This is a genomic window from Tractidigestivibacter sp. (assembly GCF_050946515.1).
Lineage (GTDB): Bacteria > Actinomycetota > Coriobacteriia > Coriobacteriales > Atopobiaceae > Tractidigestivibacter.
In genome coordinates this window covers 1-25,134 of sequence record NZ_JBMNUX010000016.1, presented here as the reverse complement: position 1 = coordinate 25,134, position 25,134 = coordinate 1, and the positions used below count along the sequence as shown (strand labels likewise).

Sequence of the window (25,134 nt, the reverse complement as noted above, 5' to 3'; positions counted from 1 at the left end):
CATGGCTGAAAGGCTCATCTCCTGGAACGTAAACGGACTGCGCGCGGTGCTCAAGAAGGACCCAGGCTTTGAAGAAATCTTCCGTACCGTCGACGCGGACGTCTTTGCCATCCAAGAGACAAAGCTCCAAGAAGGGCAGGTCCAGCTTGAGCTGCCTGGCTACTTCCAAACGTGGAGCTATGCCGAGCGCAAGGGCTATGCGGGCACCGCAGTCTTCTCGCGCAAGAAGCCCATCCAAGAGATTCATCAGATTGGCGCGCCCGAGGCAGACAACGAAGGTCGCGTCTGCGCTCTCGAGTTTGACAAGTACTGGTTCGTGGATGTCTACACGCCCAATGCGCAGCCTGGGCTCAAGCGCCTGGAGACGCGCCTAGCGTGGGATGCGAGCTACCGCGACTTCTTATCTGACCTGGCAAAGGACAAGCCCGTCGTGACCTGCGGAGACTTCAACGTGGCACACGAGGAAATCGACCTTGCCAACCCCGACACCAACCACGAGAACCCCGGATTCTCTGACGCCGAGCGCGAAAGCTTTGGAAGGCTTCTGGACGCAGGGTTCGTTGACACGTTCCGCTCGCAGCATCCAGACCTTGCCGGCGCCTACAGCTGGTGGAGCTACCGCATGCGCGCCCGCGAGCGCGGCATCGGCTGGAGAATCGACTACTTCTTGGTTTCCGAGCAGCTCATGCCCAAGGTGACCACAACAGCAATTCTTGACACCGTATTCGGGTCGGACCACTGCCCCGTCGAGCTTGAGCTGGAGCTCTAGGCGCAAAGAGCAGCGAGAAAAACGCCCCCTCTCATGCAAGGGAATCTCGCACGAGAGGGAGCGTTATCTTGTCGCCTTCTCGAAAGCTAGGCCAGACCCAGCGCCAAGCCACCGAGCCTAAACAGGAACGCGACAACCCATGCGATGCCGCACTGCATAATCACAACGGTCAGCGCGTACTTTCCGCCCAGCTCGTTGCGCACGGCGGTAATGGCCGCCACGCACGGCGTGTAGAGAAGCGTGAACACCAGAAACACGTAGGCCGTGAAGGGCGTAAAGAGCGTGGAGAGCGCCTCGACGCTCGTGCCAACAAGCACGGTAAGCGTGGCGACCACCGACTCCTTCGCGGCAAAGCCCGTCACGAGCGCAGAAGCCGCGCGCCAGTCGCCAAAGCCCAGCGGCGCAAAAATCGGCGCAATGAAGGAGCCGAGCAGTGCCAGCAGGCTGTCCGCCTGATCAGCGACCATGTTGAGGCGCACGTCAAAGGTCTGTAGGAACCAGACGATGACGCTCGCGAGGAAGATGATCGTGAATGCCCTGGTGATGAAGTCCTTGGCCTTTTCCCACGCAAGGCGCATCGTGGTCTTGACGCTCGGCATGCGGTAGTTGGGAAGCTCCATGACAAACGGCACGGGCTCGCCCTGGAACGTCGTGTGCTTCAGCACGAGCGCGACGAGCACGCCCACGACCATGCCCAGCACGTAGAGCGACACCATGGCGAGCGGGGCGTTCGTCGGGAAGAACGCCGCGCACAGCAGCGTATAGATGGGCAGCTTTGCCGAGCAGCTCATGAACGGTGTGAGCATGATGGTCATCTTGCGGTCGTGCTCCGACGGCAGCGTGCGCGTGGCCATGATTGCCGGAACCGAGCAGCCAAAGCCAATCAGCATGGGCACAAAGCTTCGACCGGAAAGGCCGATGTGACGCAATAGCTTGTCCATCACGAACGCCACGCGGGCCATGTAACCGGAGTCCTCAAGGATGGAGAGCAGGATGAAGAGCACCACGATGATGGGCAGAAAGGTGATGACGGCGCCGACGCCGGCCACGATGCCGTCAACCACGAGCGAGTGAATCACGGGGTTCACGGCCGCCGAGGTAAGCGCCGCGTCAAGCCATTCTGAGAACGCCGTGACGCCAAGGTCCATGAGGTCCGAGAGGCGCTGCCCGATCACGTCAAACGTGAGCCAGAACACGAGCAGCATAATGCCGAGAAATGCCGGGATTGCGGTGTAGCGGCCAGTCAGCACGCGGTCGATCTTCTCGGAGCGAACGCGCTCTGCGCTCTCCACCGGCTTCTTTACGCAGCGCGCACAGACGCCCTCGATGAACGCAAAGCGCATGTCGGCAAGCGCGGCCAGGCGGTCGGAGCCTGATTCGTGCTCCATCTGGCGGATGATGTGCTCAACGGCGTCAAGCTCGTTTTGGTCAAGGCCGAGCGCATTGATGACCAGCTCGTCGCCCTCGATGAGCTTGGTTGCGGCGTAGCGGACGGGTAGCCCAGCGCGCCGAGCGTGGTCTTCCACAAGGTGGGCGACGGCATGGATGCAGCGGTGCACGGCGCCGCCGTCGGGACCGTCCTCAGAGCAGAAGTCGATGCGCCCGGGTCGGTCATGGTGGCGCGCAACGTGGATGGCATGCTCCTCGAGCTCGTCGACGCCCTCCCCCTTGGCAGCCGAGATGGGCACCACGGGCACGCCGAGGAACGACTCAAGTCCGTTTACGTCCACGGAGCCGCCATTCTCGGTGACCTCGTCCATCATGTTGAGGGCAACGACCATGGGAACGTCCAGCTCCATGAGCTGCAGCGTCAGATACAGGTTACGCTCGATGTTTGTGGCGTCGAGAATGTTGATGATTGCGTCGGGCTTGCTGTTGATGATGAACTGGCGGCTCACGACCTCCTCGCCGGTATAGGGCGAGAGAGAATAGATCCCTGGCAGGTCGGTGACCGTGCACTCAGGATGGTTTTTGAACTGACCGTCCTTGCGATCCACCGTCACCCCAGGGAAGTTACCCACGTGCTGATTGGAGCCCGTCAGCTGGTTGAAGAGCGTGGTCTTTCCGCAGTTTTGGTTTCCCGCGAGGGCGAACGTGAGGGGCTGACCCACGGGGACGACCGACCCAGAGGCCTTCCACCGATAGCGGTCCTCGCCAAGGGCCGGGTGGCTGGTAACGCCAGAGGCAGTCTGAAAGCGCACCTTGTCGTGTGCGTTATGGATATCTTCGAGAGAGATTTGCGCGGCGTCAGCCGCCCGAATGGTGAGCTCGTAGCCGCGAAGGCTGATTTCAAGCGGGTCTCCCATGGGCGCGTACTTGACCATGGTGACCTCGGTGCCGGGCGTAAGCCCCATATCAAAAATGTGCTGCCTAAGCGTCTTTTCCGTCGTGTCAACAGACTTAACGATTGCGTCCTTGCCAATCTCAAGCTTATCGAGCGTTGCGCTCTGCGTCATTCGCTTCTCCGTCCAATTGGACCTCTTTCACCAAGCTTGAGTGTAACGCGTCACTAACTTTTACGCTATTGCATAGCCCCGCATTGGCAGAGACCATCAGAAAAGCAGCGACCGGACCGCGACGTTTGCCACGGTCCGGTCTCAAATGTCAAAAAAGATTGCTGCAACTAGCAAATGCCCAGGAAGCCAAGGAGCAGACCGATGACCATCGTGCCAATAATCAGCCAGGTCACATTCACATTCTTTCGCAGCAGCTTGAGGCAGCCGAGCGTATAGAGAATGGGCACAAGCCCCTTGAAGATGGTGTCGAGATAGGTCTGAACAAGAACGGGGTCACCGTTACCAGCAGGAATCTCGATGATGCAGCTGAACTTCACGAACGAAGCGGTCATGGCTCCAATCATGATCAGGCCAAGAATTCCGGCCAGCTTGGTAATGAGGTCCATCAAGCCGCCCTCATAGAGCTTCGTGATGAAGTTCGAGCCCACGCGATAACCCAAGACGGTGAGATACCAGCGACAGAGGATAGACGGGATGTTGTAAATCAGCAGGAAGACGATGGGGCCAAGAGCTGAGCCTGTCTCGGAGCAGAGAGCCATGCCAACAGCGGCGGCAATGACACGCAGGACGCCCCAGAAGATTGCGTCGCCAATGCCCGACATGGGTCCCATCAGCGAGGCCTTGATGGCGTCGATAGACTGGGTATCAAAGTCCGGCTTCTCGGAATTCTCCTTCTCCATGGCCGCCACAAGACCCATGCAGAACGTACCCACGTTAGAAGTGATGTTGTACCACGAAGAGTGACGCTTCATTGCGTCGCGACGGCGCTCCTTATCAGGGTAAAAGCGCTCGAACGCGGGGGCCAAAGCCCACAGGAATCCGGACGCGCCGGCCTTTGCGCCACCACAGTACATAGCAAAAATATTAAAGGAGTGCAGGAAGATGCCCCTGAGCATCTTACGGTCTTCAGGAGAGAGGTCCTTCGTTGAAACGGAGATCTTCTCCTCAGCCGCATTGTTCGCAGTCTGGTTGCTTAGCTCTTCAGTGCTCATGCGAAGAAGTCCTCCTCTTCAACCTCGGCCTTCGAGAGTGTGCCAGCAGCAACTCCGGTCTCACGAAGCGACTTGATCTTGTTGCGCAAATCCATGAGGTCCATCTCGCGATAGGCGGTCACGACAACCACGACGGCTCCAATAGCCGCGACGCCGACCATCGGCATGCCAAGATACGAGACAAGAACAAAGCCCAGCAGAAAGTAAATGGCCGTCTTGTTATTCCAAAGCATGCGCAGCAGGAGTGCCATACCAACAGCGGGAAGCAAGCCAGCGGCAGCATTGAATCCGTTGGTAACTGCGGCAGGAATGACGTTCACGAGGTTGGCAACCGGCTCAGCGCCAAAATAGACACCCAAGAAAGTGGGGATGGCCATGGCGGCGTTCATAACGAGCGCGCCGCCGAAGTGCACAATGAAGACGTTCTTGGTCTCGCCCGTGTCTGCCGCCCAATCGATCAGCGGCGCCCAGAAGGACATGAGGACGTTAAAGATGAGCGAGTAGATGATGTTTGCGAAGATTGCAACAGCCGTTGCGAGCGTAATGGCCGCCCCTTGGTCCATGCCCATATGCGTGACGAAGCAGACGGCCATAACGGTACCCGTAACGGGCTCTGCAGAGGTCGCGCCTCCCACGTTGACGTTGCCGATGAAGATGGCTTCCATGGCGGCACCGATAATGATGCCCGTCGTAACGTCGCCAAAGATGAGTCCAGCCACAAGTCCCACGCAAATTGGCTGGTCAATCATTGGCTGACCGAACGTCCACTGCACAAAGTAGCAAATGAACGAGGCGAGAAACGCCAATAATGCTAGTTGCAGCATGCAAAACTCCTTTCCCGTCTTATCAACTTGACGAATGAAGACCCCCGAGAGGGATATTTCTGACTGCTAGCCGAGCTTGGCGAGAAGGTCGGAGACTTTTGTCTTGGGGTCAGTGGTGCCTACCTGATGAATCACGGGAATGTCAAGCTGGCAAAGCTTGCGCGCCGCTTCGAGTTCTTGCGGGTTGAGGTTTACGCCAGTAGTCAGAAGCGTCTTTGCGGCATCATCAGAGCGGTCAAAGCGACCGACGTTTGCTATGTTGACGGCCTGGACCACACCAGACGGCGCCTCGGAAGCAACGCGATACGCGTCTTCGACGGTTTGGGTGAGCATAAAGATGCGCATGGATGCTCCACGAGAGTCAGACGCAACTCTAATAGCGTCATCGACGCTTCTAATGAGCAGCCTCTGCCCTTGTGGGCACGCCATCTTGAGCGTTGCCGCCTGCGTAGCGTCTTGGGCGGCATGGTCGTTGGCTACGATGATTCCCTTGGTGTTGAGCTCCTTGCCCCACAACAAGGCCACCTGCCCGTGAATCAGGCGATCGTCAACGCGAATCTGGACAATCATGGTCCTCTCCTTAAACTTGACCCCCACGGAGCGGCGGGCGTCGCTCCGTCATTTCCCATCCCCTATTGGTGCTGTGACTCAGCCATACGCGGCAGGTCACGCTCAAGCAAAGAAGTCGCTCTCGGAGTCCTGGTCTGCAGAGTCATCTGCAGGCGACTCGACCCTTCGGATAAGCCCGGAGGCATCTGACACGATTTGATCAACGACGGCTGGCGTCAGCGAGTCATCAGACAGCAGACACCCCAAGACGCAAATGAGGTTCACGCCTGTTACGTGAATGATGCCGTAGTCCTCAGGCCGCAACGTCATGACTTTGTTGCAGACGCTGCCTCCAAGAAGATCGGTAAAGATGACCGCCTCGTCGCCCGTCTGGACCGAGTCAATGAACGCCTGGATCTGAGGCGTGAAGTCCGACTCGTCCATATAGCAGTCGACCGCAGTGATAGCAGAATCGTCTCGCGTCAGAATCTTGACAGCGCTCTTGATGCCACTCGCGACGCGACCGTGCGATGCAATTAGGAATTTGCGCATCCTTGCCACCGCCTACGCAACCGGGTTCGCGCCATTTGCAAACACCTTGACTACGTGCTCAAAGGTGCGCTTAAAGCTTTCATACGCGACGGGCGTCAAATCGTGCCAGTAGATAATTGCGCTATCGCTTTTTGCTCGCTTCGAATCGATTTCGCGGCAGGCAGCCTCTCCGGCATATTTGGCGCCGTAGGTGTAGTAGTTCACTTTGCGAATGCCGGCATTGATGGCCTTGACGTAGTCCTCGTCAGAAACGCCCGATCCGCCATGCATGACCAGAGGCACCTTCACGCGCTTGCGGATCTCTGTCCGCACGTCAAAGTTGAGATGCGGCTCGCCCTTGTAGATACCGTGCACGGTGCCGAAGGAGCAGGCAAGGATGTCCAGACCCGTTGCCTCGACAAAGTCCTTCGCCTGGTCGGGATTGGTGTAGATGGCACCGGCCTCCTCTGCGGTGCCGCCCTCATCGCGCTCTCCTCCCTCACGCGAGCCCATAGATCCCAGCTCGCACTCAAGACCTGCGCCGTATTCTGCGCACATGTCGGCAACGCGCTGTGAATACTCGACATTCTGCTCATAGGGAAGGGCCGAGCCGTCAAACATGACGCCGGTAAAACCGAGGTCTAGGGCGCGCTGCGCGTAAGAAAGGTGCTCGCAGTGATCGAGGTTCAGGCAAATCTGCGCACTGGAACGCTCCGCAAGCGTTCTCACGATAGGACCGACGTACTTCAGAGGCACAAGCTGCTCATGACCTTCGGCATGCTGAATGATGATGGGGTAACCAGTCTCCTCAGAAACCTCGATAGCGGCACGAATAGCCTCAAGGCTCGCGGAGTTTACCGCCGCGATGGCCATATTGTTCTGCTCAGCAATTGCACAGATATCTCGCAGATTGACAAGCATACTTCCGTCCCTTCCGTAATGCGCTGATAAGAGAAACAAAACGAACTTCTTTTTGCGTTCGTTTCTGTTTCGATTATAGACACTTTCGATTCTTACATTCCGTTTATTTTCGAATATGTTCACTTTATCGCCAAAATGTATTTCGGTTTATTCGTTTTCGTTTTGAGGTATCGTTGTAACAGCAGCCCGATATCGGAAGGAGCAGATGACCCGATGGGCAATGATTCAACTGAGAAATCCCCCTGCTTCCAGGAGGAGAGACAGGGGAAGATTCTTGAGCTTCTCGATAAGAACTCGACCGTTCGAGTGAGCGAGCTCAGCGAGCTCTTTGGCACCTCGGCCGCAACCATTCGAAAGGACATTCGCAAGCTTGAGCAAGCTGGCAAGCTAAAGCGGACGCATGGCGGGGCCATCAAGATTGACATCAACAACACTGAGGTAACGCCCGCGAGCGCAGCCGTATCAGCTCATGACGAGAAGGTGCGCATTGGGCATGCGGCCGCGCAGCTGGTGCACGATGGCGATACGTTCATCGTGCAGGCGGGCACCACAAACATTGAGTTCGTACGGGCTCTTAGGGGAAAGCACGACCTCAAAATCATCACCAATGACCTGCTCATTAGCCTAGAGGTGGAAAAGACGCTTCCCGACAGCTCGGTCATTCAGATAGGCGGGGACATGCGTTTCGGGTTCCACTACACCGAGGGGTCTGAGGCCCTCTCGCAGCTTATTGATTACTACGTGCCAACAGCATACATGTGCACCAATGCGTATTCATTCGAGCGTGGATTCTCAACGCACAGGATCGAGCAGAGCAGCTGGCTTACGGCCGTGTATCACGCCTCCGAACGTCACGTAATGCTGCTTGACTCAACAAAAATTGGCGTCAATGCCCTCTCAACGCACGCAAAGCTCGAAGACATGGACGTCTTCATCACTGACTCGAACCTCGATGAGGCAACTCGTTTGCGCCTGGCAGAAGAGGCTCCTAACGTGCGGCTGATATTTGCGTAATTAGTCCTTAAGAGGCTAGCTCAAAAAAACCGCCCCGCCAGCTTTCCACCTTTTTGGGGAAGCCAACGGGGCGGATGTATCATGCATTCACAACGCTATGGACGCATCGGACCGATAGCCGTTTCGACAAAGGACGTAAACGCCTGAGCGTCACGGCAGGCAATTAGCTCTGCAGGAAAATCGACCTCTGCGAGAAGCTCGTCTGTCGCCTCGTGATGGCCGACAAGCGAGGCGACATGAGAATCTGAGCCAAACGAGATAGAAACGCCGAGCTCTGCGCAGCGCTCTGCAATGCGGCGGCAGTTATCAATCGAGCCAGCGCGCTTCTGCGCGATGAGGCTCGACTCGTTTATCTCGATGAGCTTCCCACGCTCCTTTGCGGCGAGAAGCACCTCGTTAAGGTCAAAGTCGAGCCCAGTGCGACCCACATGCCCCAAAATCAGTACCTTGGGATCGGCGAGAACCTTGAGGTACATCTCAGTGATCTTCGCGCGGGAGACGCCCTGAGTGAACCTCTTGTCGTGGACGCTCGCAATTACGTAGTCGCACTGCCGAAAAGCCATGTCCTTGAGCGTGATCGGTCGGGCAAGCTTGCCTCCCGTCGTAGCCTCTCTGAAAACGATGTCATGCCCGAAAAGCTGTCCATCGAGGTCGACGATGTCAGCCTCACAGCCGCGGAGCAGCTTCACGCCATGCCACTCACGCGGCCACGCCCAGAGGTTCATGAAGTACTGCCAGTTCTGGATCGTCTGCTCAGAAAACAGCATGCTGGAGAAGTGGTCGGTCACGCCAAGAAGCTCCATGCCCTGCTCGGAGGCGGCGCGCACGTCCTCCTCGAGCGTCGAGTACGCATGGCGCGAGAAGAGGGTGTGGGTATGGACGTCGCAGGCGATCTTACGGCTGTTTGAGCTGGTCATCTTACGCGTAAAGCTCCTTCAGCTTCTTCCAGGCAGGCATGGAGTTGACGATGGTCTCGTAGCTGACGCAGTAGCCAACGCGCACCCAGCCGGGGCAGCCGAAGCTGTCAGAGGGAACGGGCAGCAGCTCGAGCGACTTTGCGCGCTCAAAGAAGGCGTTGGCATCGGGCTCGAGGGCCTTAACCCACAGGTAGAAGGCACCCTGCGGCTCAATGTAGGTGTATCCAAGCTCGGAGAGCCCCTTCGTGAGCGCCTCGCGGTTCTTGGCGTACGCGTCGACATTGGTGGGCTCGTCCACGCAGTCGGCAAGCACGTACTGGAAAAGCGCGGGCGCGCAGACAAAGCCCAGCGCACGACCAGCGCCGGCAACGGCAGGAATCAGCGGGTCGTGGTCGGGGTTGGTGGGCGGAACGAGCACCCAGCCGATGCGCTCGCCAGGAAGCGACAGGCTCTTTGAGTACGAGTAGCACACGATCGTGCGTTCGTAGATGCTCGGAATCCAAGGCACGACGGCGCCGTACGTGATCTCGCGATAGGGCTCGTCGGCGATAAGGGCAATGTCATGGTCGCAAGAACGCAGCACCTCTGCAGTGGCGGCAAGATTCTCGGCGGAGTAGACCGTGCCCACCGGGTTGTTGGGCGAGTTGACGATAACGGCCTTGGTGCGCGGGGTGATTGCCGCGGCAAGCGCCTTGGTGTCGATCTGGAACGTGTCAGCATCGGCAAGCACCTCAACGCAAGTGCAGCCGCAGGTCTCAATCCATACGCGATACTCCGGGAAGTACGGGGCGATCACGATGACCTCGTCGCCGGGATTGGTGATGGCGTGGAGCGAAATCGAGATGGATGCGGCTGCGCCGCAGGTCAGATAGAGGTCGCCCGCATTTGCCGCGTTCTCGCCAAACCGACGGCACAGCGATGACGCAAGCTTCTCGCGCACAAACGGAAGGCCGTTGGCAGGCGTGTAGCTGTGAACCTTGACCGGCGGCAGCTGGATGGTGCGCTCGATGGACTGGCGAACGGCGTCGGGAGAGGGAATGGAGGGGTTGCCCAGCGAGAAGTCATAGACGTTCTCGGCACCAATCTCAGCCTTGCGCGCAGAACCATAGGCCGCAATCTCGCGGATGGACGACTTCGACGCCCCGTAGGCGTACATCTTTTGGTTGAGCTCCATGTAAGCTCCTCTCTGCTCGACAAACAGCATCATTGTAAGCGTCATAAGCAAAGGGCGGCCGGGCAGCCTTCGAGAAGTGCCTTACACGAAACTTCTCCGCGACCGCCCGGCCGCCCCTCGTCTATTCGCTATGCCAAGGCCGCCCAGAACAGCAGCTTCACTCCGCGCTTTCCGCCTCAGCTTGGGCAGGCTCATCAGACTGGGAGGCCTCGCCGGATTGTGAGCCCTCGTGGCTGGCAAGGTATTCGTCCCACTTGTTGTCGAGAAGGGCGTCGACGGCATCGCCCTCGACAGTCTCGCGCTCAAGAAGGACCTTTGCCATCGTGTCCATCTGCTCGCGGCGGTCGCCCAGCACTCCACGCGCGCGCTCGTGCGCCTCGCGCATGATGCGCTCGACCTCGTCGTCAATCCTCTTGGCCGTCTCGGCGGAGTAGTCGTTGTGCTGCGCATAGTCGCGACCGAGGAAGACCTCGTGCTGCGCCTCGCCAAAGACCTGCGTGCCCAGCTCATCGCTCATGCCATAGCGCGTCACCATCTCGCGCGCAAGCTTGGTCGCGCGTTCGAGGTCGTTCGATGCGCCCGTGGTGATGTCGTCGCAGAAGAGCTCCTCGGCGGTGCGGCCGCCAAGCAGCACGGCAATCTGGTCGAGCATGCCGTCGCGCGTCTCGAGGAAGTGATCCTCCTCGGGCATCTGCATGGTATAACCCAGCGCCTGGCCACGGCTCACGATCGAAATCTTGTGCACAGGATCGGAGTTCTCAAGGATGTGGCCAACCAGGGCGTGACCGCTCTCGTGGTAGGCAATGACATGGCGCTCCTTCTCGGAAATGACGCGGCTCTTGCGCTCGGGACCGGCAATGACGCGTTCCATCGCCTCTTCTACCTCGTCCTGGCCAATCTTGTCACGACCGCGACGTGCAGCGAGCAGCGCAGACTCGTTCATCAAGTTTGCAAGGTCTGCGCCAGTAAAGCCTGGGGTGATCTTGGCGATGCGCTTGAAGTCGACGTTGTCCTCAAAGGGCTTGTTTGCGGCATGCACGCGCAGGATCTTCTCGCGACCGGCAACATCGGGACGGTCAACTGTCACGCGACGGTCAAATCGCCCGGGGCGAAGCAGCGCCGGGTCAAGGATGTCAGGGCGGTTAGTGGCGGCAATCAGGATTACCGCAGAGTTGTCCTCAAAGCCGTCCATCTCGACAAGCAGCTGGTTGAGGGTCTGCTCACGCTCGTCATGGCCTCCGCCAAGGCCAGCGCCGCGCTGGCGGCCCACGGCATCGATCTCGTCGATGAAGACGATGCACGGGGCCGCAGCCTTCGCTTGCTTAAAGAGGTCGCGTACGCGGCTTGCGCCGACGCCCACGAACATTTCGACGAAGTCGGAGCCAGAGATAGAAAAGAATGGGACCCCCGCCTCGCCGGCCACGGCCTTTGCCAGAAGCGTCTTGCCGGTGCCTGGAGGCCCAACCAGAAGCACGCCATGGGGGATTTTAGCGCCCATCTTTTGATAGCGTTCGGGCTCCTTCAGGAAGTCGCGAACCTCCTTGAGCTCCTCAACTGCCTCATCAATACCCGCGACATCAGAGAACTTCACCTTGGGACGCTGCTCGGCCGTTGTTTGCGCTTTGGTCTTGCCAAAGTCCATAGTTCGGTTGTTCTGCTCGCCTGTCCTATAGAGGAAGTAGATGAAGACGCCCACCACAAGCAAGGTGGGAATGATCGAGACCAGAATCCCCTCCATGTCAAAGGTGTCGATCCGGTAGCTTGTATTGGGATGGTCGGCCAGAAGCTCATCAAGCGAGTCCGTGCCCACGTAGGTCGACTTGAACTGCACAAGCTTGCTGTCGTCTCCGACGTCCTCGGAGTTCGGCCAATAGCTGCCGCTTATGCTTGCATCGGACGTCCGATACGTGACCGAGCTCACGCGGTCCTGCTTTACGGCAGTTACAAACTCGTTAGTTGCAAGCTCGACGACGTTGCTCGATCCGAGCGATCCGGAGCCCGAGTAAATCAGGTACGTAGCTATCAGCACGATGATCAACAGCGAGACAAGCGTGCTGCGCTGACGCTGCGGGCCGCCTCCCTGGGGAGTCGAAAGCTTGTCAAGGGGGTTCTTGTCAGACACAGATGTTTCTCCTTGCAGACGTTACTTTTCGTACACGGAGCGCTTGAGCACGCCGACGTACGGAAGGTTGCGATAGCGCTCGGCGTAGTCAAGGCCATAGCCCACGATAAAGGCGTCGGGCACGTGGGTTCCCACGTACCGAGGATTGACGGCCGGCGTATGACCGGGTATGTCCTTCACCGAGAAAGCCGCCACTTCAACAGAGGCGGGCTTCCTCGACTTCAGAAGCCTCACGAGGTACGAAAGAGTCAGGCCAGAGTCAAGGATGTCCTCGGCGATGATGACATCTCGGTCTTCAACCTTAGTGTCAAGGTCCTTCACGATGCGCACGACGCCCGAGCTCTTAACGCCATTTCCATAGCTCGAGACAGCCATGAAGTCAACGGAGCACGGCACGGTGATGGCGCGCATAAGGTCGGCTGTAAACATGAAGGCACCGCGAAGCACGGCCACGATCAGCGGATTCTTGCCTTCGTAATCGCGAGAAATATCCGCCCCCATCTTGGTCACGATGCTCTTGATGTCTTCCTCGCTCAGTACGATGCTCTCAATATCCGGATGCATTTCTTCCATGGACGCTTCCCTTCGCCACAGACCGCCTATTGCCCTTGGAGGCTCAATTCTAGCAATTGCCTCGTTGTTGGCGTGCAGCACGACCGCTCGTCGGCTCGAATTCCTGCAACCCATATCACCGATCCTGTGGGAGATGTGCGCACAATGGGCACGGCGGGACGCTCCGCCACTGGCACGCGCGCTTCTCCCAACAGATCGGAGAGCTTCTTTGACTGGCCATGCATGCCAAGCGGGCACATGACGTCGCCCGGCTGCGCGGAGCCCACCCAAAGGCGACCTCCCGCCTGTGGGTCAATTTCACAAGCCTCGGCATCCAAGAGCACCGACTCGCCCGCAAACTCGCTCCCATGTGAGCGCGCAAGGGCAACGGGGTCGGCTCCCTCCGGCTTCTCGACAAGGCGGGCCACGAGGTGCCTTCCGTCATGGAGGTCCATGACGCCCGGAACCTCAAGCCAGCCCTCCTCAAGCGCGGAAGAGGCCGCACGAGACCGTATCATGAGAAGCCCGTGCTCAACGCGCACGTCAAGGCCCATGGGAATGGTAACGGACCCCGCCCCCACGGCAACAAGCCGCAGCGCATCAGCCACGTGGCGCGCCTCCAAGCGAACGTCGGGGCACACGGCAAGTATTGCCATGCGCACCACGCGTCGGGCAATCGCCACGTCACAGGCCGCCAAACGAGCAGCGTCAAGGGCCACAAAACCCTCGCCGCGGCGCAGCGTGAGCTCGCGCATCGTACGACCAGCGATTCCGGCAAGATAGGCGTTCTCGTCAGAGAGGATGTCGCAGGTAGTGGCCAGGCTCGATACCACGCGAGGATTACGCTCCTCCACCATGGGCATCACCTCGTGGCGGACAAAGGCGCGCAGATAGTGGGTGTCGCTGTTTGTCTGGTCTTCGCGCCAGACGATGCCGCGCATACGCAAGAACTCGCAAAGCTCCTCATGCGTCCTGTCAAGCAGCGGACGCACGATCCTGTTGCGACGGCGCGGAATGGACGAGAGCCCCGACGCCCCCGTCCCGCGAATCGCATTCATGAAAAATGTCTCAGCTCGATCGTCTGCCGTATGCGCCGTCAGGATTCGCGCGGCAGAGCGCGGCGTCCCCAGCTGGGCGGACAGCTCATTTGCTAGCCGAGCCGCCTCTTGGTAGCGCACTTCTCGACCAGCATTTTCTACGTTATTGTCGCCAACTTTTGAGGCCAGCGCAGCAACGTCCACGCGGCGAATCGTGCACGGGATGCCATAGGTAGCCGCCAAGTCACGAACAAACTCCTCGTCCTCGTCGGCATCAATTCCACGCAGCCCGTGGTTCACGTGCAGCACATGCAGCCGCTCGCGGGCGATACGCGCCTTGCCGCGGCCATCGCAGATGTCCAGCTCCGAGGTGGCAGCCAGCACGAGAAGGGCCGTGGAGTCAGCGCCGCCCGACACCATGAGCACGACAGGCGCACGCAACGCGTCGTCGGTCTGGCGGCTTGGATGTGCAAACGGAACCTGCCCGTTGCCATACCTTCTCGCCACACTTGTCATGTCAGCCCTCCCCACACACGGTTCTCATGCCAACATGATGATTCTACTCGCGGAGGGTAGAACACGCGTGCGCGTGCAAGAAACGGTACTCTTGGAATTCGGCAACCTAGCAAGGAGACACATGACACCAAGGATTCACCTGCACATTCTTGCATCGGGCTCAAAGGGCAATGCCGCCGTGGTAGAAGGACCCTGTGGCTCGGTGCTTATCGATTGCGGCATCTCAAGGCGCTCGCTCTTGAGCCGCGCTGACGAGCTGGGCGTTGACATGGAGCGCGTCCAGGCAGTTCTTCTGACGCACGAGCACTCTGATCACGTGAGCGGGCTCTCCGTGTTCTGCAACCACTTCAATGGGGGTATCTTTGCGACTGCGGGGACGCTCGGCGCGCGCAAGTACTTGACGGAGCTCCCCGCGACGGTAATTGACCACTCAGACTGCCTGGAGCTTTGTGGCATGCAGGTGAAAGTCTTCCCCACCAGCCATGATGTTGCAGACCCCATTGGCTTTCGCTTTGAGGTCGAGGGAAGCGGTCATGCACCTGATGACGCCGTTGGCTATTGCACCGATACGGGAATGCTCACTGACCAAGCCATGACGGAGCTTGTTGGATGCCGCATTCTGGCACTCGAATCAAACCACGACGAGAACATGCTTGCAACCGGCCCCTACCCCGGCTATCTCAAGCGCCGAATTGCCAGCAACAAGGGGCACCTCTCAAACGATCAGGCGGCGGCCGCTTTGCAAGAGCTCCTAACCGACGATACCGAGGTGGTGGTAGGCATGCACCTCTCACAGGAAAACAATCGACCAAGCATAGCTGTGCGCACGCTTTCAAAGGCAGTGGGCGCCGAGGCCGCCGACAGCACGTTTACCGAAGCGCGTACGCCGGACGGTCACTTGAGCATCTGCGTCGCATCGCAGGACGCGCCCATCTCGCTCTTCTAGCCGCAGGGGCAGTTGCCAAGATTTCCACAAAAAAGGGCCCGGCGCGTGAGCGCCGGGCCCTTCTGATGCTGCAGCTTTGCTGCTTTACGCTACGAAGTTAGTCAATCGTGATCTTCGTGACGTTGGTCTTCTCCTGCTGCTTGGGGATGTTGACCGTCAAGACGCCGCCGTCAAGCTTGGCGGTAAGGCCGCTGGTAGCTGCATCCTTCAGATACACGCCACGCGTAGCGCTCCACTCGCCGGTCTCCTTGTGGACGTAGTTCTTGTTCTTCTCCTCGTCGGACTCCTTCTTGTCGACGGAGATGGAAAGCCTGCCCTCGTTCAGCTCGACGTCAATCTCATCGCGCTTGACACCGGGGAGCTCGGCCGTGACGACGTAGCCATCGCCCTTGTCCTCGACGTTCATCCTGAAGGTGTCAGGGATGCTCAGCGGCTGGTCGAAGAAGTCATCGAATGCATCGAACGGCCAATTGCGAAGAGCCCTTGCGTAACGCTCGTACGGAACCATGCTTGCCATAGTAACCACTCCTTCTGGGTTGGTGGGCGCCTTCTTTCTTGCGGTGCCCTTGGTGTTCGTAGTTATATGTTCCCCCTTCGCATGGGTTTAAACACTCAGACAAAGATTTTCTTAGTATTTTTGACTCAATATTTCTAAGCGTTATTGACTTAGATATTTACCAAGAATCCCTTGGGGACGTGACGATGACGAGCAATCCTGCCGGCGAGGGAACGACTTTGCTTATCGTGTCTTATGATGGGTAGCACTACATGCAAAAACCGCAATCGGAGGCACGTTGCATGAGCATGGTTGATGACTTTGATACGCCGCGGGAGAGCACTGCCGAGAGCGGCGCATCCCGCGACGAGTGGACTGACACCAATCAGGCGCCGTCTGTTGGCGCCGCCCCAACGGGCGCGCCGGCTGATGAGACCGCAATGCCGGAGTACGGTGGCGAGAGCCCGGCGCCTGCAGAATACGATCAACGTGAGCAGGGCTACGAGCGGCAGGGCTACGAGCAGGACCCGAGCCAAGGGCCCCAGCAAGGCGAGCAGAACCAGCAGCCGGCTGGGGGAGAAGAGGCTCAGCCCCGCCGCTACACGCGTGCCCGCCCCGCGCACCGCACCGTAGCGCCAATCGACGACTTGGCTGACGATGAGGACAGCGAGCGCTTTACCCATGATTCAAGCTACTCGAACCGTGGCGGGCTTGTGTCTGGCCGCTCGTATCGTCGCTCGCGCTCAGAGATGACGCAGCTGCGGCGCGACCTTCACTATGGGCAGTACCTCGAGATTCCCAAGGGTCGCCGCGACATCTTTGCGTCGCGCGAGCGCAAGTCGCGCATCCGCTCCACAATTGCCCTCATCGTGGTCATTGTGGTTCTGGCGGTTGTCGTCTACTTTGTATGGCAATACATGCAGATTAATTGGGGCGCAACCGGTTAGAGCGGTCGAAAAGCCAAGCGAAGAGGAGGCCTAGTCCCACGGGTCGCGCTCAAAGAGCGGCTCGGCGGCAGGCCTTCTGTCTGAATAGGGATCGTAGCCGTCATCGTCTTCGTTTTCCGCACGAATGAACTCGGCTTCTGCACGAGCCTCGGCGTCTTCTTGCGCCGGAATCGACCGAGGTGCTCGCTGCGACTTGGCACCGGCACCCAAGCCACCGGAGACAGACGCTCCGGAAACGCCCCTCTCGCGCATTTCCTTGTCCGCTTTATCGCTAGTTGCCACTCGTTTTCTCCCCTTGTGAAGTCTCGCTCGTCGTCGTCGACGTCGTTGAGTCCGACGACGTTGACGACGTGTCATTATCGCTGCTGGTGCCGGGATACGAGAGGGACGCAACGTAGCTTGCGATGTCATCGTTGAATTCGCTGAGGTCGAGCTCTTCGTAGTAGCTTTCCGGCACAACGCTGACGACCACCTGCGTTGCCTCAGACTTGGTCTTTCCGATAACGATCACCCATGTATAGCCGTCTGCCGTGCCATAGCCGCAGATGAAGTCCGCTGAGCTGTCAATCGTCGCGTCACCTTGAACCGATACATCGGTGCACGACGAGAGAAGGTTGGACAGATTGCATAGGCTCATGACCGCGTTCAGGCCTGTGGTGCTGATTGTCACAGAAGAGCTCAGATCAGACGCAGCCGCCTCCAAGCGAACGCCTCCGACTTGCGAGCCGTTCTCAAGAGGGTTGTCGCTGCCCGTGATGCTCGAGCTTGTCTCGTACTCGGGGTTGTCGGTAATTGCGATGGTGATCGAGTCGTTGCTGTAAACCGCAGCCGCATTTCCGCTGGAGAGGGTCGTTCCCGCAGTAAGCGAGAACCCCTGCTTGGTTAGATAGGCGTCGAGGTCTGCAGGTGAGATGTCAAAGTACTCGGTCAGGTAATAGTAGTTGGTTAGCTTGGCCTCGGGCATCGTAATGGTAACTGTGGTGCCGCCCTTGACTTCGGTGCCGGCCTCGGGGTCAGTCGAGAGAACCTGATTGCGCTTGGACTTTGCAACTACAGTCTCGGAGTCATAGGCGATCGTGTAGGTAAGCCCCGCGTCTTCAATCTCTTGCTCGGCGTCCTCAAGCGTCATGCCGGTTACGTCAGGAACCGTGTAGGGCTCGGCCACAGTCAGGGTAATCTGGTCGGACGAGACAAACGTCTCCCCCTCTCCGGGGTCAACGCTCAACACGGTGCCCTCCGTCTCGTCTGAGCTTTGATACTTGATGCTGATGTTTTTTGCACCCGCATCGTAGAGCGCCTGCTTCGCGTCATCAACGGACAGCCCCGTGACAGTGGGGATCGTTCGGGCCTTTGCAATGGTAAGCGTCACATGCAGCGACATGTCGGTACGCACGCCTGGCTCCGGATCAGACGCAATGACTGTGCCAACCGCCTCGTCGGACTCTGCCTCTTCGGTCGAAACGTCAAAGCCAAGCGGCGAGAGCGTCGAGAGCGCCTCGGTCTCCGTCTTGCCAATTACGTTGGGAACAGTCTTTCCGCCCCAGTATTCGTTCTGATAGGCCTGGTAAATAAAGAAGCCGGCCACAGCGGCAATGAAGACGGCAACGAGCACAATGCCAATGATGTGCACGCGCCCCCCGTTCATCCCCTCCTCAGAAACAGGCGAGCCAATCGCAACCGGCGCAACGGGCTTGGTGAAGTCAGCTTCGTTGTAGACGGGCGCATACGGGTCATCAAGGGCGTCGATGCCGTCGGGACCCTCCGACGAGGAGGGAGACGAAACGGGAACCACAATGGTGGGCATATCGTCATCGTCGCTGGTGGGGATTGGCGACATGTGCTTGCCGCCAGCTCTCTCCGCCATCTCGGGAGTAATGATGTGCGTCAGGTCCTCGTCATTGATGAGCGATGTCTCCTCGTCATCGGAAGCAGTCGTAGTCGCATCAGAGTCAGACGGCATCAACACCGTCGCATCGGAATCAGCGGGTCCTTCCGAAGCGGAAGAGGCCGCCTCGGAGCCTTCTTCTGCGGGATTGCCTTCCGGAGCATCCGCATCCGATTGCTCCATCAGCACTGTGGCCTCGGGGTCTTCGCTCGTATTTTCAGCTTGCCGCTTCGCAGAATCGGCACCTTCATCAGGGGTGCCCTTCTCAGCTGCGCCGTTTTTCTCGAGTTCTGAATCTGCCATGGCACGTCCTCCCATGCGACCTAACGATGCCACCCATTTTGAACCAATGGCCCAAGTAATGCCATGAGCTGCCAATCATTTACCGGAACTAAGACCCGCCTATACACCTTCTCGAGAGAAGAATTCGGTCGGCAGCGCGTTTGGAGGCTACGATTACCCGTCAAATTCGCCCGTTTAGCGACAAAACAATAAAGAACAATAGAGATAACGTTGAATTCATCGAAGAAGACCTCTACAATTCGAACCGCGTTAAAACAATAGGAAATGATAGTAAGTGTCGTTTAAATCGGAGAGATTGGAGCATGTGATGGAGTTCGTCGCAGTTACAGCCTGCCCGTCTGGAGTCGCGCATACCTACATGGCGGCGCAAGGCCTGAAGGACGCCGCCAAGAAGTACGGCTGCGGGATTCATGTTGAGACCCAGGGGTCGCTCGGCGTTGAAAACGAGCTCACGCCAGAGGAAATCGCCGCGGCCGACGCCGTCATTTTGACCAACGACATCGGAATCAAAGGCGAGGAGCGCTTCGCGGGCAAGCCCATCGTGCGCGTGGGCACCGAGGCCTGCATCTCAAAGGGCGGCTCCATCATCAAGACCTTGATCGCAAAGCTCGGCTAGGGAGAGGGGCACAGATGTCTGACCTCGCGATGCTGCTCAAAGGCACCAAAAAGCACGTGATGACCGGCGTTTCCTACATGATTCCCTTTGCCGTCGCGGGCGGCGTGACGCTCGCCGTCTGCGTTGCACTCGGAGGCACCAACTCAGTCCCCACCGAAGGAGCGCTCGGGCTCATAGCGCAGATTGGCTCTGCCGGCCTTGGCCTGATGGTCCCGGTGCTCTCGGGCTACATCGCCTACTCCATGGCTGACCGAGCCGGCATCGCACCGGGCTTCATTGGGGGATACATCGCCAATTCGATAGGCGCGGGCTTTCTCGGCGGTCTTTTCTCTGGTCTTCTTGCAGGCATCCTTGCTTTCTATCTCAAGAAGATCAAGGTCCCAAAGTCGATGAGCTCGGTCGTCTCAATCTTCATCGTCCCGCTTGTCGATACCCTTGCCGTCTGCTGCGTCATGCTCTTCCTCGTTGGTCAGCCGATTGCCGCAATCATGAGCGCGCTGACCAACTGGCTCAACACGATGTCTACCGGCAATGCAGTCATTCTTGGCATCATCCTTGGCGCCATGGACTGCACCGACATGGGAGGCCCCATCGGCAAGGTCGCCTACACGTTTGGCGTGAGCATGGTTGGCACGGTCGACGCCGCCACCGGTCTCCCCTCTACTCAGGCAATGCAGGTCATGGCCGCCGTCGGCGTCTCTTGCGCAATCCCGCCGCTCGCCTGCGGCATCTCCACGCTCATGTTCCGCAATCGCTACTCCAGCGAGCAGCGCGAGGCCGGCAAGGCCGCCCTGGTCATGGGCTGCGTCTCAATCTCCGAAGGTGCCATCCCCTTTGCCGCTGAGTCACCGCTGCGCACCATTCCCCAGCTCATGATTGCCGGCGGGCTCGGTGGAGCGATTTCGATGCTGCTCGGCGCCGGCGATCCCGCGCCCTGGGGCGGATTCATCGTCGCACCCATCACCACCAACCCGCTCGCCTACTGCCTCGCCATTGTCGTCGGGAGCTTCGTGGGAGCCATCCTCATGGGCATCGCGCGCAAGCCCATCACTGAGGACCAGTCCATCGAAGAGAGCGCTGACGACGATCAGATTCTCGAGCTCAGCATCGAGATGTAGTCTCCTTCGCAGAGACGAGAGAGGGCCCCGGCAAAGGGGCCCTCTTTTTCTTGACCAGTCAGCAGCCGGCAAAACGAGCGCCGCACGTACGCCTTGCCTGGAGCTACATCACCATCGAGCCGAGCGCCTTGATTTTCGAGCGTAGCTTGGCGCTCGGTTTGTCGGTAATCACGCCATCAAACTCGGAAATCTTCGCGTAGGCGTAGTTGCCCGTGGCCTCAAACTTGTGCGCATCGGCAACCAGAAACGAACGGGCTGAGTTGTGGAGCACGAGCTGCTTGATGAGAGCATCGTCCCACACGTAGGTGAACACGTCACCCTCCTCCAAATCGACGGCCAAGGCGCCGAGAAACGCCTTGTCAAAACGCATGGGCTCAAGCGTCTTGAGGGTCATCGAGCCCATGAAGCCGTCGAGCTCGGTGTTGACGCTTCCTCCTGTTCCTAAAACGTTGAGCGCTGGATTGGTCGAGAGGACGCGGAGAATCTCCATCATGTTCGAAACTATCGAGAGTTGCTTAGTGCCCTTGGCGATGATCTCGGCGAGCGACAGGTTGGTGGTAGACACGTCGAGAAAAATCGTGTCGCCCTGCGCAATCTGGTCGTAGGCCTTCTCCGCAATCACGCGCTTCTCGGAGGTGTTGACGCTGATGCGCTTGCTTACGTTGCGCTCGGGGGTGGTTGCGACGCTGATGGCGCCGCCGTAGACCTTCTTGAGCGCGCCACGCGCGTCAAGCTGCTTCAGGTCCTTTCGAATGCAGTCCTCCGTGACGCCGAACTTCGATGCCAGGTCAGGCACCGTCACACGCCCTTCCGCATTGATTATCTCGACGATCTTGTCCTGGCGCTCTTTGAGAAACATGGCACTCCCGTCACGCACTGTCCTGAAAAGTCCGAACTACTACAAAACACGATAGAACAATTCTTCCCCAAACTCAGAATAAAATAGCGCGAGACCCGGGCCAGCCGCCTGGCCAGGGTCTCGCGCCGTTAAGCTCTTGATGAGGCGCCTAGGCACACTCCGCGGCCTGAGCTGCTGTGGCCGTCGGCGCGAGCTCGCGCTCGAGCAGGCCACGCGCAATCTGAATGGCGCGCGCCGTGTCTGGGTCCTTCTTGAACAGGCCGCTCCCGCCCAGCACAAAGATATCGGCACCCGCATCGCGTAGCCGACGGTAGTAGCGCTCGTTGCAGCAACCGTCCACCTCGATGTCAAAAGAAAGGCCCAGCTGGTCTCGCCGCTTGGCGGCTGCCTCGATCTTCCGCAGCGATGACTCGACAAAGGGCTGACCCGCAAACCCCGGGTCCACAGTCAAGATGAGCAGGCGGTTAAGCTGGTCAAGGTACGGCTCGACCACGTCGAGCGAGACGGCAGGGTTGATGAAGACGCCAAAGCCGACGCCTCGGCCCTCGGTGAGCCGCTTGAGCCTATACACCTGCCGCTCAATGACCTCGGGCGGCATCGTCACGATGCTGGCGCCCGAGTCCATGCAGAGCTCGACAAGCTCGGCGTCGATATTGTCGACATACAGATGCGCTTCGATGGGCTTTTTCGTTATCCCCCGAATCCCCTCGATAAAGCAGGGGGCAAGCGACATGTTGCGGCAGTAGTGCCAGTCAATGATGTCGGCATGGTACTCATCCGCGATGACCTCGAGCTTGCCAATCTCGTCGGCGATGTGCATGAGGTCCATGCACATGAGAGAAGGAGAAATTCTGACATCCATAGCGCGCTCCAAGCTGTCTCGAGTATTCGGCAGGGCATTTCAACCAAAATCTGAACGAAACAATAATAATAGATAGGAACTCTATTGTAAATAGGATAAAATCGGATATACTGAGAGTGAAAAGAAACCTACCCGTTCGTCTTGTTGGAGGCATCATGCTCACTGCGCGAACCAAACACATCAAAGAGAGCCTCTTTGCCGAGAAGCGCCGCATCTCGTTGGAGCGCGGCCTCCTCTACATGGAGAGCTACCAAAAGACGGAGGGCGAGCGGCCCATCATCCGCCGCGCGAAGGCCTTCCGCCACCTCCTTGAGAACCACCAGATCGTGATCGACGGCTACGACCTCTTGGTCGGCAACCGCAGCGAGCGTCCCCGCGCCGGCGTCGTCTCGCCCGAGATGTCGCCCTACTGGATTTTGGACGAGCTGGACGAGTTCCCCACGCGCCCGCAGGACACCTTCGAGATGTCCGAGAAGGACAAGGCGACGTACCGTGAGGTGCTTTATCCCTACTGGTCCGGCCGTTCGCTGAACGACTGGTACACGGCCCACCGCCCCGCCGAGGTTGCCGCCGCCGAGAAGGACCGCGTCTTCGCCGTCGCCCAGACCGACAAGGGCCAGGGACACATCATCGCCGACTTCGGCGAGGTGCTCACTCGCGGCCTAGGCTCGATTCTCGCCGAGCTCCGCGAGCACCTGGCGGCCGAGCCCGACAACGAGTTCTACCAGGCAGGCGTCATCTGCTACGAGGCAATGATCGAGTACGTGCACCGCTACGAGCGCATCGTTCGCGAGGCAGCCGAGGGCAAACCCATCTCAGACGCGCACGCAACCGTCGCCCCCGCCGAGACGCCCGAGCGCGCCACCGAGCTCGCCCGCATCGCGGACATCCTCGCTCACGTGGCCACCGAGCCCGCACGCGACCTCTACGACGCGCTGCAGCTCGTCTGGCTCCTCTCCGTCGCGCTGCAGCACGAGTCCAACGCCAGCTCGCTCTCGCTGGGGCGCATGGACCAGTACCTTCTCCCCTACTACCGCGCCTCCAAGGCTGCCGGCGCCACCGACGCCCAGATTCGCGAGCTCATCCAGTGCTTCTACCTCAAGGTCAACACGATCATCGCGGTGCGCTCCACCGACAGCGCTCGCTTCTTCGCCGGCTTCCCCATCGGCTACAACATCGTCGTGGGTGGCGTGGACGAGAACGGCAACGACGCGTCCAACGAGCTCTCGCAGCTGCTCCTGGACGTGCAGCGCGACACACGCCTGCCGCAGCCCAACCTGAGCATCCGCATTCACAAGAACACCCCTGACGACCTGCTGCACAAGGCCGCCGAGATCATCCGCCTGGGCGACGGCATGCCGCAGTGCTTCAACGACGAGGTCAACATCGACTCGTTCGTCGGCCGCGGGGTCTCGCTTGCCGACGCGCGCGACTACGGCGTCGTGGGCTGCGTGGAGCTCTCCATACCTGGACGCATGTACGGCCTGCACGACATCAGCATGTTCAACATGATGCGCTGCCTCGAGATCACGATGCACGAGCACCGCGAGGGGTTCGAGAGCTTTGAGGCTTTGGAGGCGGCGCTGGAGAAGACCATCGACCGCTACGTGGCGCTCATGGTGCGCGGCTGCAACGTCTGCGACGAGGCGCACCGCGAGACCTCGCCCACGCCGTTCCTCTCCGTGCTCGTGCACGACTGCACCGAGAACGGACGCGACATCACGTCAGGCGGCGCGCGCTACAACCCGTCGGGCGTGCAGGGCGTCGGCACCGCGAACCTTGCCGACTCGCTCTACGTTATCAAGAAGGTGGTCTTTGAGGAGAAGGCCATGTCGTGGGGCCATCTCCTGCAGATTCTCGACCGCAACTGGACCGACGACGGCGACGAGGTCATTCGCCAGCGCTTCATCAACGGCTACGCGAAGTACGGAAACGACGTGGACGAGGTCGACGAGCTCGGCCGCCACTTCCTGCAGCACTACGGCGAGGAGGTCGCCAAGTACCGCAACGTGCGCGGCGGCACGTTCCAGCCCGGCAGCTACACCGTTTCGGCGCACATCCCGCTGGGCGCCGCGGTGGGCGCCACGCCGGACGGACGACGCGCGGGAGAGCAGCTGGCCGATGGTGGCCTTTCGCCCATGGTCGGCCGCGACAAGCACGGCCCCACGGCGAGCCTGCTTTCCGTCTCCAAGCTCGACAACGTCCTCGACACCAACGGATCGCTGCTTAACGTCAAGTTCTCGCCCTCGACGCTCGCCGGCGAGGAGGGGCTGCAGAAGCTGATGGCCTACCTCAGGAGTTTCTCGCGCCTCAAGATTCAGCACATCCAGTTCAACGTCGTTGACCGCGCGACGCTGCTCGACGCGCAGGCGCACCCCGAGAAGCACCAAGACCTCGTCGTGCGCGTGGCGGGCTACTCAGCCATGTTCGTCGAGCTCTCCAAGGCAATCCAGGACGATATCATCAACAGGACGGAGCACGTGCTTTAACGCGGCGAGAAAGGCGTCACATGGCAAACGAAGGGCAGCTCACGGGGGCCGCAGACGGCGCCGAGCCCACCGGGCTTGTCGCCAACATCCAGCGCTTCTCGCTCCATGACGGGGGCGGCATCCGCACGGTGGCGTTTCTCAAGGGCTGCCCCTTTCGCTGCCCGTGGTGCTGCAACCCC

The 25,134-nt window shown here is 59.4% G+C and carries 23 protein-coding genes; 7 read left to right on the top strand and 16 right to left on the bottom strand.

What is annotated here, in order from left to right:
• The first annotated feature begins 1 nt into the window (after window position 1).
• Entirely contained in the window at window positions 2-769 is a 768-nt protein-coding gene (locus ACOYJL_RS09105) for an exodeoxyribonuclease III (protein ID WP_433569916.1), read from the top strand.
• An 86-nt stretch (window positions 770-855) separates the two neighbouring features.
• On the opposite strand, the gene feoB is transcribed toward ACOYJL_RS09105, so the two are convergent.
• From feoB to ACOYJL_RS09075, 6 genes are all read right to left on the bottom strand, one after another.
• A complete protein-coding gene (gene feoB, locus ACOYJL_RS09100) occupies window positions 856-3,225 on the bottom strand; it encodes a ferrous iron transport protein B (protein ID WP_433569915.1) in 2,370 nt (789 codons plus the stop codon).
• Window positions 3,226-3,392: 167 nt separating this feature from the next.
• Window positions 3,393-4,277, bottom strand: coding sequence for a PTS system mannose/fructose/sorbose family transporter subunit IID (locus ACOYJL_RS09095; RefSeq protein WP_433569914.1), 885 nt, complete (start codon window positions 4,275-4,277; stop codon window positions 3,393-3,395).
• Window positions 4,274-5,101, bottom strand: coding sequence for a PTS mannose/fructose/sorbose/N-acetylgalactosamine transporter subunit IIC (locus tag ACOYJL_RS09090; RefSeq protein WP_433569913.1), 828 nt, complete (start codon window positions 5,099-5,101; stop codon window positions 4,274-4,276). The genes ACOYJL_RS09095 and ACOYJL_RS09090 overlap by 4 nt, the downstream gene beginning before the upstream one ends.
• Window positions 5,102-5,167: 66 nt before the next feature.
• A complete protein-coding gene (locus ACOYJL_RS09085; RefSeq protein WP_433569912.1) occupies window positions 5,168-5,671 on the bottom strand; it encodes a PTS system mannose/fructose/N-acetylgalactosamine-transporter subunit IIB in 504 nt (167 codons plus the stop codon).
• Window positions 5,672-5,773: 102 nt separating this feature from the next.
• Window positions 5,774-6,202 carry a PTS sugar transporter subunit IIA gene (locus tag ACOYJL_RS09080; protein WP_433569911.1) on the bottom strand — a complete coding sequence of 143 codons (429 nt, stop codon included), beginning with the start codon at window positions 6,200-6,202 and terminating at the stop codon, window positions 5,774-5,776.
• A gap of 12 nt (window positions 6,203-6,214) precedes the next feature.
• Window positions 6,215-7,102 (bottom strand): class II fructose-bisphosphate aldolase, encoded by an 888-nt coding sequence (locus ACOYJL_RS09075; RefSeq protein ID WP_433569910.1) that lies wholly within the window; start codon window positions 7,100-7,102, stop codon window positions 6,215-6,217.
• A 213-nt stretch (window positions 7,103-7,315) separates the two neighbouring features.
• On the opposite strand from ACOYJL_RS09075, the gene ACOYJL_RS09070 reads away from it, so the two are divergent.
• A complete protein-coding gene (locus ACOYJL_RS09070; protein WP_433569909.1) occupies window positions 7,316-8,116 on the top strand; it encodes a DeoR/GlpR family DNA-binding transcription regulator in 801 nt (266 codons plus the stop codon).
• Window positions 8,117-8,211: 95 nt separating this feature from the next.
• On the opposite strand, the gene ACOYJL_RS09065 is transcribed toward ACOYJL_RS09070, so the two are convergent.
• From ACOYJL_RS09065 to tilS, 5 genes are all read right to left on the bottom strand, one after another.
• Complete coding sequence (locus ACOYJL_RS09065; protein ID WP_433569908.1) at window positions 8,212-9,033, bottom strand: phosphatase; 822 nt, start codon at window positions 9,031-9,033, stop codon at window positions 8,212-8,214.
• Between the two features lies 1 nt (window position 9,034).
• A complete protein-coding gene (locus ACOYJL_RS09060) occupies window positions 9,035-10,207 on the bottom strand; it encodes a pyridoxal phosphate-dependent aminotransferase (RefSeq protein WP_433569907.1) in 1,173 nt (390 codons plus the stop codon).
• Between the two features lie 157 nt (window positions 10,208-10,364).
• On the bottom strand, window positions 10,365-12,329 hold the full coding sequence (gene ftsH / locus ACOYJL_RS09055) for an ATP-dependent zinc metalloprotease FtsH (RefSeq protein ID WP_433569906.1): 1,965 nt from the start codon (window positions 12,327-12,329) through the stop codon (window positions 10,365-10,367).
• A gap of 21 nt (window positions 12,330-12,350) precedes the next feature.
• Complete coding sequence (hpt, locus tag ACOYJL_RS09050; RefSeq protein ID WP_433569905.1) at window positions 12,351-12,902, bottom strand: hypoxanthine phosphoribosyltransferase; 552 nt, start codon at window positions 12,900-12,902, stop codon at window positions 12,351-12,353.
• Between the two features lie 26 nt (window positions 12,903-12,928).
• Window positions 12,929-14,434, bottom strand: coding sequence for a tRNA lysidine(34) synthetase TilS (gene tilS / locus ACOYJL_RS09045; protein ID WP_433569904.1), 1,506 nt, complete (start codon window positions 14,432-14,434; stop codon window positions 12,929-12,931).
• A 121-nt stretch (window positions 14,435-14,555) separates the two neighbouring features.
• Here tilS and ACOYJL_RS09040 point away from each other — a divergent pair, with 121 nt between their 5' ends.
• Window positions 14,556-15,380, top strand: a complete 825-nt coding sequence (locus ACOYJL_RS09040) for an MBL fold metallo-hydrolase (protein ID WP_433569903.1) — start codon at window positions 14,556-14,558, stop codon at window positions 15,378-15,380.
• Window positions 15,381-15,477: 97 nt separating this feature from the next.
• Here the strand turns inward: ACOYJL_RS09040 and ACOYJL_RS09035 are convergent, their stop codons facing one another.
• A complete protein-coding gene (locus ACOYJL_RS09035) occupies window positions 15,478-15,897 on the bottom strand; it encodes an Hsp20/alpha crystallin family protein (protein ID WP_433569902.1) in 420 nt (139 codons plus the stop codon).
• Between the two features lie 281 nt (window positions 15,898-16,178).
• Here ACOYJL_RS09035 and ACOYJL_RS09030 point away from each other — a divergent pair, with 281 nt between their 5' ends.
• Window positions 16,179-16,823 carry a hypothetical protein gene (locus ACOYJL_RS09030; protein WP_433569901.1) on the top strand — a complete coding sequence of 215 codons (645 nt, stop codon included), beginning with the start codon at window positions 16,179-16,181 and terminating at the stop codon, window positions 16,821-16,823.
• Window positions 16,824-16,853: 30 nt separating this feature from the next.
• On the opposite strand, the gene ACOYJL_RS09025 is transcribed toward ACOYJL_RS09030, so the two are convergent.
• Together ACOYJL_RS09025 and ACOYJL_RS09020 are read right to left on the bottom strand one after the other, a co-directional pair.
• Window positions 16,854-17,105: a hypothetical protein gene (locus tag ACOYJL_RS09025; RefSeq protein WP_433569900.1), complete on the bottom strand. Its 252-nt coding sequence runs from the start codon at window positions 17,103-17,105 to the stop codon at window positions 16,854-16,856.
• Window positions 17,095-19,011, bottom strand: coding sequence for a PASTA domain-containing protein (locus ACOYJL_RS09020; RefSeq protein WP_433569899.1), 1,917 nt, complete (start codon window positions 19,009-19,011; stop codon window positions 17,095-17,097). The genes ACOYJL_RS09025 and ACOYJL_RS09020 overlap by 11 nt, the downstream gene beginning before the upstream one ends.
• 307 nt (window positions 19,012-19,318) lie before the next feature.
• Between ACOYJL_RS09020 and ACOYJL_RS09015 the strand changes: the two genes are divergently transcribed.
• Both ACOYJL_RS09015 and ACOYJL_RS09010 read left to right on the top strand, forming a co-directional pair.
• On the top strand, window positions 19,319-19,627 hold the full coding sequence (locus ACOYJL_RS09015) for a PTS fructose-like transporter subunit IIB (RefSeq protein WP_433569898.1): 309 nt from the start codon (window positions 19,319-19,321) through the stop codon (window positions 19,625-19,627).
• 14 nt (window positions 19,628-19,641) lie between these two features.
• The gene (locus tag ACOYJL_RS09010; RefSeq protein ID WP_433569897.1) at window positions 19,642-20,745 is read left to right on the top strand and encodes a PTS fructose transporter subunit IIC; all 1,104 of its coding nucleotides are present in this window, start codon (window positions 19,642-19,644) and stop codon (window positions 20,743-20,745) included.
• A 103-nt stretch (window positions 20,746-20,848) separates the two neighbouring features.
• On the opposite strand, the gene ACOYJL_RS09005 is transcribed toward ACOYJL_RS09010, so the two are convergent.
• Window positions 20,849-21,604 (bottom strand): DeoR/GlpR family DNA-binding transcription regulator, encoded by a 756-nt coding sequence (locus tag ACOYJL_RS09005; RefSeq protein ID WP_433569896.1) that lies wholly within the window; start codon window positions 21,602-21,604, stop codon window positions 20,849-20,851.
• A 148-nt stretch (window positions 21,605-21,752) separates the two neighbouring features.
• Window positions 21,753-22,466 (bottom strand): ribulose phosphate epimerase, encoded by a 714-nt coding sequence (locus ACOYJL_RS09000; protein WP_433569895.1) that lies wholly within the window; start codon window positions 22,464-22,466, stop codon window positions 21,753-21,755.
• Window positions 22,467-22,621: 155 nt separating this feature from the next.
• On the opposite strand from ACOYJL_RS09000, the gene ACOYJL_RS08995 reads away from it, so the two are divergent.
• The gene (locus ACOYJL_RS08995) at window positions 22,622-24,955 is read left to right on the top strand and encodes a formate C-acetyltransferase/glycerol dehydratase family glycyl radical enzyme (RefSeq protein ID WP_433569894.1); all 2,334 of its coding nucleotides are present in this window, start codon (window positions 22,622-22,624) and stop codon (window positions 24,953-24,955) included.
• The last annotated feature ends 179 nt before the right edge of the window (window positions 24,956-25,134 follow it).

Excerpts from the sequence above, each read along its gene's own strand:
- ACOYJL_RS09075 (WP_433569910.1), bottom strand. The coding sequence starts at position 7,102 with ATGCTTGTCAATCTGCGAGATATCTGTGCAATTGCTGAGCAGAACAAT.
- ACOYJL_RS09010 (WP_433569897.1), top strand. The coding sequence starts at position 19,642 with ATGTCTGACCTCGCGATGCTGCTCAAAGGCACCAAAAAGCACGTGATG.
- ACOYJL_RS09090 (WP_433569913.1), bottom strand. The coding sequence starts at position 5,101 with ATGCTGCAACTAGCATTATTGGCGTTTCTCGCCTCGTTCATTTGCTAC.
- ACOYJL_RS09070 (WP_433569909.1), top strand. The coding sequence starts at position 7,316 with ATGGGCAATGATTCAACTGAGAAATCCCCCTGCTTCCAGGAGGAGAGA.
- ACOYJL_RS09095 (WP_433569914.1), bottom strand. The coding sequence starts at position 4,277 with ATGAGCACTGAAGAGCTAAGCAACCAGACTGCGAACAATGCGGCTGAG.
- ACOYJL_RS09085 (WP_433569912.1), bottom strand. The coding sequence starts at position 5,671 with ATGATTGTCCAGATTCGCGTTGACGATCGCCTGATTCACGGGCAGGTG.
- ACOYJL_RS08995 (WP_433569894.1), top strand. The coding sequence starts at position 22,622 with ATGCTCACTGCGCGAACCAAACACATCAAAGAGAGCCTCTTTGCCGAG.
- tilS (WP_433569904.1), bottom strand. The coding sequence starts at position 14,434 with ATGACAAGTGTGGCGAGAAGGTATGGCAACGGGCAGGTTCCGTTTGCA.
- ACOYJL_RS09065 (WP_433569908.1), bottom strand. The coding sequence starts at position 9,033 with ATGACCAGCTCAAACAGCCGTAAGATCGCCTGCGACGTCCATACCCAC.
- ACOYJL_RS09040 (WP_433569903.1), top strand. The coding sequence starts at position 14,556 with ATGACACCAAGGATTCACCTGCACATTCTTGCATCGGGCTCAAAGGGC.
- ACOYJL_RS09080 (WP_433569911.1), bottom strand. The coding sequence starts at position 6,202 with ATGCGCAAATTCCTAATTGCATCGCACGGTCGCGTCGCGAGTGGCATC.
- feoB (WP_433569915.1), bottom strand. The coding sequence starts at position 3,225 with ATGACGCAGAGCGCAACGCTCGATAAGCTTGAGATTGGCAAGGACGCA.
- ACOYJL_RS09020 (WP_433569899.1), bottom strand. The coding sequence starts at position 19,011 with ATGGCAGATTCAGAACTCGAGAAAAACGGCGCAGCTGAGAAGGGCACC.
- ACOYJL_RS09105 (WP_433569916.1), top strand. The coding sequence starts at position 2 with ATGGCTGAAAGGCTCATCTCCTGGAACGTAAACGGACTGCGCGCGGTG.
- ACOYJL_RS09015 (WP_433569898.1), top strand. The coding sequence starts at position 19,319 with ATGGAGTTCGTCGCAGTTACAGCCTGCCCGTCTGGAGTCGCGCATACC.
- ACOYJL_RS09005 (WP_433569896.1), bottom strand. The coding sequence starts at position 21,604 with ATGTTTCTCAAAGAGCGCCAGGACAAGATCGTCGAGATAATCAATGCG.
- ACOYJL_RS09000 (WP_433569895.1), bottom strand. The coding sequence starts at position 22,466 with ATGGATGTCAGAATTTCTCCTTCTCTCATGTGCATGGACCTCATGCAC.
- ACOYJL_RS09035 (WP_433569902.1), bottom strand. The coding sequence starts at position 15,897 with ATGGCAAGCATGGTTCCGTACGAGCGTTACGCAAGGGCTCTTCGCAAT.
- ACOYJL_RS09030 (WP_433569901.1), top strand. The coding sequence starts at position 16,179 with ATGAGCATGGTTGATGACTTTGATACGCCGCGGGAGAGCACTGCCGAG.
- hpt (WP_433569905.1), bottom strand. The coding sequence starts at position 12,902 with ATGGAAGAAATGCATCCGGATATTGAGAGCATCGTACTGAGCGAGGAA.
- ACOYJL_RS09060 (WP_433569907.1), bottom strand. The coding sequence starts at position 10,207 with ATGGAGCTCAACCAAAAGATGTACGCCTACGGGGCGTCGAAGTCGTCC.